The 5,695-nt window shown below is 46.4% G+C and carries 5 protein-coding genes; 4 read left to right on the forward strand and 1 reads right to left on the reverse strand.

The window, feature by feature from the left end:
* The 3 genes from VIP81_RS26560 to VIP81_RS26570 all read left to right on the forward strand — a co-directional run.
* The coding region (locus tag VIP81_RS26560) for an ABC transporter substrate-binding protein (protein ID WP_331968427.1) at positions 1 to 1,080 on the forward strand (1,080 nt) is incomplete at its 5' end.
* Positions 1,081 to 1,155: 75 nt separating this feature from the next.
* The gene (locus tag VIP81_RS26565) at positions 1,156 to 2,163 is read left to right on the forward strand and encodes a ligase-associated DNA damage response exonuclease (RefSeq protein WP_331968430.1); all 1,008 of its coding nucleotides are present in this window, start codon (positions 1,156 to 1,158) and stop codon (positions 2,161 to 2,163) included.
* A 3-nt stretch (positions 2,164 to 2,166) separates the two neighbouring features.
* A complete protein-coding gene (locus tag VIP81_RS26570) occupies positions 2,167 to 3,771 on the forward strand; it encodes an ATP-dependent DNA ligase (protein WP_331968433.1) in 1,605 nt (534 codons plus the stop codon).
* On the opposite strand, the gene VIP81_RS26575 is transcribed toward VIP81_RS26570, so the two are convergent.
* On the reverse strand, positions 3,736 to 5,091 hold the full coding sequence (locus VIP81_RS26575; protein ID WP_331968436.1) for an MFS transporter: 1,356 nt from the start codon (positions 5,089 to 5,091) through the stop codon (positions 3,736 to 3,738). The genes VIP81_RS26570 and VIP81_RS26575 overlap by 36 nt on opposite strands.
* A 144-nt stretch (positions 5,092 to 5,235) precedes the next feature.
* Here VIP81_RS26575 and VIP81_RS26580 point away from each other — a divergent pair.
* The coding region (locus tag VIP81_RS26580; RefSeq protein ID WP_331968439.1) for an Lrp/AsnC family transcriptional regulator at positions 5,236 to 5,695 on the forward strand (460 nt) is incomplete at its 3' end.

Raw genomic sequence — 5,695 nt, forward strand, 5'->3', positions numbered from 1 at the left:
GCCTTCTTTGCCCCTTTATACCTGGATTCCGTATTTGCCAATTCATCCGATATTCCCGGCCGCACCATGCCGAAATACGTTTTACCCGGACTGGAATTCTATGAAGGCGCACAACTGGCACTGGATACCCTCCAACAACAGGGCTACAACCTGAAAGTAACCGTTTACGACAGCAAAGCAAAACAGAATGTGGCTGCTATTATCCGCAGCAAAGCACTGGATAACACCGACCTCATTATTGGCTCCGTTAGCAATCCGGAACTGAAAGAACTCAGTGACTTCGCCAAAGAAAAAGAGATCAATCTCGTTTCCGGCACCTTCCCTAATGATGCCGGCATCAGCGACAATCCTTTTTTATATATCTCCAACAGCACCCTGAAAACACATTGCGAAGCCATCCAGAATTATGTGCAGGACGGTTTCGCTAATAAAAATATTGTCTTGCTCCGGAGAAATACTGCCTTCGAAGCTAGATTGGCAGCAGATTTCAAAGCATCCTACGATAAAATGGACAATGCTAAGAAAACAAGGATCAAAGAAGTGATCTGGAGTGACGCCACCTCTACAGACGAGATCTCTAAATATCTGCTGACAGACCGTACCAATATTATCATCGTCACTGCATTGGATGAAACCGGCGCCAAAAACCTGCTACGTAAGCTGAGCGTTTCTGCCGCCACCTATCCCCTGCAAATCTTTGGTATGCCTACCTGGGACGTGATTAAGCTGAAAGAGCCGGAGTTTAAAGGATTACAGGTGTATTATTCATCTCCCTACTACAACGACAAAACAGATTCCTACAGCAGATATATCGCCGATTATTTCCGCAGGGTGTACAAAGCACGCCCGTCTGACATGGCCTACAAAGGCTTTGACGTGACCTACTATTTTGTAAAACTGTTGCATACCAACGGTGTGTATTTCAATGGCATGGTCAGCGAAGCGCCTAAAGTAATTACCAGTTACAATTTCCTGCCGGTATATCTGAAAGAAGGAGAAGCAACACCTTCCTACTTTGAAAATAAAAATATCTATATCATCCAGAAAGGAGATAGTTCCGATATTAAAATGAATAAATAGTTTGCCCTGCAAGGGACCTTCTTTCGTGCCATGGCGCTTGCCATGGCACGATTTTTTTTGCGTATATTCCCTTGTATGAATGTGTTGCAATTTACCGACAAAGGCATCTACTGTCCGGCAGGTGATTTCTACATAGATCCCTGGAAACCCGTTAAGCGCGCGGTGATCACACATGCGCATGCTGATCACGCCCGCGCAGGCAATCAATACTATTTATGTGAAAACGCCTCCGTTCCGCTATTGCGTCTCAGACTGGGCAACGACATCCACGTTCAGGGAATTGCATACGGCGCTTCCCTGTTTTTTAACGGGGTAAAAGTGTCGCTTCATCCCGCCGGGCATATGATAGGCTCCGCGCAGGTACGGGTAGAACAAGACGGCGAAGTGTGGGTAGCCAGCGGAGATTATAAACTTGAAAATGACGGCTTGTCGGCCCCTTTCGAACCACTGCGTTGCCATACCTTCATTACGGAATCTACCTTTGGATTACCCATTTATCGCTGGGAACCACAACAACAAATTTTCGATAACATCACCCAATGGATATATGCCAATCAGCAGGCGGGCAAAGCCAGTGTGCTATTGGCTTACAGTCTTGGCAAAGCACAACGGCTGCTTTATCACCTGAAAGACAAAGTCGATCACTTTCTGTCGCATGGCGCTATTGCCATTCCACACGAAATATTATTACAGGAAGGCTGGCCATTGCCACCTGTAGAAAGAATTACACCGGAAACGCCCAAATCTGCTTTTAAAAATGCAGTGATTATAGCACCGCCTTCGGCAGAAGATAATGTATGGATGCGCAGGTTCCAGCCCTACGCATTGGGTGTGTGCAGTGGCTGGATGCAGGTGCGCGGTAATATGCGCCGACGCAATGCAGATGCTGGATTTGCCCTTTCTGATCATGCAGACTGGAGCGGCCTGCTGGAAGCTGTTACCGCTACCGGAGCAGAACAGGTATATGTTACCCATGGCTTCAGCAGCGTTTTTGCCCGTTATCTGAATGAAAAAGGAATCGCTGCCAAAGAAGTAACAACTTCCTATGGAGACGAAGAGCTGATTACTAACCCTGAAACTTAAGCCGTGCAACAATTTGCCCAATTGGTACAAGTATTAAGCAACAGCACCAAAACCAACGAAAAGCTGGAGGCGCTGAGCCAATATTTTGCCACCGCCCCCGATAAAGACAAAAGCTGGGTGCTGGCATTGTTTTCCGGCCGTCGCCCTAAACGAACGGTCAACAGTACACAGTTGAAAACATGGTGTATGCAGGCGACTGCAATCTCCGACTGGCTGTTTGAAGAATGTTATCACACGGTGGGTGATCTGGCAGAAACCATCGCACTGTTACTCCCGCCACGCACAGCTCCCATAGCTGCGCCCCTGCACTATTGGCTGGAACAGCTGCAGCAACTGGAAAAGGAACCGGAAACCACCAAACAAACGTTCATCCTCAATGCCTGGAATGCATTGGATAGTGGAGAAAGGTTCGTATTTAATAAACTGATCACCGGCGGATTTCGTATAGGCGTGTCTCAGAAAATGATGGTAAATGCACTGGCAAAAACATATCATATAGAAGCCGCCGTTCTTTCACATATGATCAGTGGTAACTGGGATCCCCGAAATGTAACGATAGAAGATTTATTGCATCAGCATACTACCGGCGCAGATGCATCCCGCCCTTATCCCTTTTACCTGGCCTATGCGCTGGAAGGATTACCGGAAACATTGGGTATAGAAAAAGACTGGCAGGCAGAATGGAAATGGGATGGTATACGCGGACAAATTATTAAACGAACCGGTCAGCTATTCGTATGGTCGCGGGGAGAAGAACTCATCACCGAAAAATTCCCTGAATTTACACCGCTGCTGGCCGCACTGCCGGATGGCACCGTACTGGACGGAGAAATACTCACCTTCGCCAACGGTATGCCCCTGCCTTTTCAAACCCTGCAAACCAGGATCGGCAGAAAAAATGTTACCCGCAAACAATTGCAGGAAGCACCGGTTATTTTTCTTTCTTATGATTTACTGGAATGGGAAGGAGGTGATATCCGGGAGAAGCCAATGGCAGAGCGCCGCGCCTTACTGGAACAATTGGTACAGCAAACAGCCCTCGCAGTATTGCAGCTATCGCCGGAAATTATTTTTGATACCTGGGAGCAACTAACTGCTTTACGCACGCAATCACGCGATAGAGGCAGCGAAGGACTGATGCTCAAAAAGCGAATCGCTCCTTACCAGGTAGGCCGTAAACGGGGAGATTGGTGGAAATGGAAAATCGATCCGCTCACCATTGATGCTGTGATGATTTACGCGCAGAAGGGCCATGGCAGACGCTCCAACTTATACACCGATTATACCTTTGCCGTAAAAGACGGAGAACAATTAGTCCCTTTTACCAAAGCCTATTCCGGTCTTACAGATAAAGAAATTACAGAAGTAGATAACTGGATCAAACGGCACTCCCTGGAAAAATTTGGTCCTGTGAGAACCGTACAACCGCAACTGGTATTTGAAATTGCCTTTGAAGGTATTGCGGCCTCCAATCGTCACAAGTCCGGTGTGGCACTACGTTTTCCACGTATTAACCGGTGGCGGAAAGACAAACCTGTTGCCGATATAAATACGCTGGATGACCTGAAAGAATTACTGCGGCTGAATGGCCATCAACCCGACGCCTGACTTACCACGTTGGTAAAACAGCAACAGTTGTCCGATGGCACCCAATGCCAACAGCATCAATACAGTTAATCCGGCCCCATATGCACTGATCCCCTTCGTACCGGCCATCTGCATTACCAACCCCACCAGCGACAAGCCCAGTCCTCCTCCAAGCGCATTAGCCGTACCATTGATACCTGAAGCCAGTCCCTGCTGCCGCTCCGGTACCGAGTGCACCGCCAATATTGTCACACAGGGAAAAGTAATAGCCATACCAAATGAATTAATGCAAGCCACCGCACAAAAAATAAATAAAAGCGTGTAGTCCGTAAAGTAGCTGCCAACAAAAAACAGGATACCGCATAACATACATACATTACCGATGATACCCGTTTTCACTACTCCCAGCTTGTGGAACAAATGAGGTAACACAAATTTTGAAATAATACCCGATAGGATGCTGAAAGGGAATAACAACAAACCAGCCTGTGAAGAAGAAAAATGAAGATCCTGCTGCAGATACAGCGTCAGCATAAATATATAACTCAGGAAAACACTGCCGAGCAGCACGGCGCCTACATTTCCGGTGATCACACCCGGTAACCGGAACAAGCTGAAGTCGACTAACGGAGACGCGTGTACGCGTTCGCGTCGTACAAAAAATACACCTGCTACCACAAATAAAAACAGCCCTGACAAATACTTCGTATAGTGGTGACCGATATTACCCAGGTCATGGATCAGCCAGGCGGCCAGCATCATTAACCCGGTGATCAGCATTGCACTCAACGCATTATTCAACGGCTTCACTGCGTGTTTTTCATCTGCCGGGATATATACTACCGCCAGTATAATGACCAGGCCTATCACGGGTACATTGATGAAAAATACCCATTGCCAGCCCAGGTAATGACTGATTAATCCACCTATTGCCAGACCGGTGGCAAAACCAATTCCGGCCATGGCGCCAAAAATGCCCAATGCACGATTCCGGGCAGCGGGTTCTGTGAAGGTATTGGTAATAATGGCCATGGCCGCTGGAATGGCCAATGCCACGCCGGCTCCCTGTAAAGCTCTGCACACCAGCAGCCACGCAAATGAAGGCGAAAAACCTGCCGCCAGCGATGCCAGCACAAAGGAAACCGCTCCTGTAATAAATATCTTTTTCCTACCCTGGGTATCCGCCAAACGCCCACCCAGCAATACCAGGCCGGCATAAAATAAAACATATACCGTCTGGACCCATTGAATAGCATCTGCGCCAAAATGAAAAAATAATTCCATCTGCGGAATCGCCATGTTAAGCACTGATACATCCAGTGCTTCAAAGAATATAGCCATGCAGGCTACTGTTAAAATGATTCGTTGCTGTTTCACTGTGCAAACCTATAAAATCATTTCATTAGTGATTTATTCTGCAAAAATTTAGAACACTTCACTATTTTAAGCCAATAAAATAGATATTTGTTCCAAATACAATGCATCATGATCAGCAAAAAAGAACATCATACGGATACACCCCTTCACCTCGACGAAAAAGATATGGGCATTCTGCGATTATTGCAGGTAGATGCTAAAATGACGATCCGGGATATTGCCGGTCAACTGAACCTGAGTACAACCCCCGTATACGAACGTATCCGCAAAATGGAACAGGCAGGCGTGATTAAACAATATGCGGCCATTGTAGACCCCCGGAAAATAAATAAAAGCCTCACGGTATTATGTTATATCACCCTTAAAGAACATAATAAAAAATGTGGCAAGAAATTTATCCAGGAGATCTTAAACTTTACAGAAGTAACAGAATGCCTGAACATTTCCGGAGAATTTGACTTCATGATAAAAGTACAGGTAAAAGATATGGATGAATACCGTGAATTTTATGTGAACAAACTGGGTGAGTTAGACAATCTAAGCCATACTCAAAGTATATTTGTGATTT

Origin of the sequence: Chitinophaga sp., from assembly GCF_036566945.1 — a bacterium.
In the GTDB taxonomy this organism is placed as follows: domain Bacteria; phylum Bacteroidota; class Bacteroidia; order Chitinophagales; family Chitinophagaceae; genus Chitinophaga.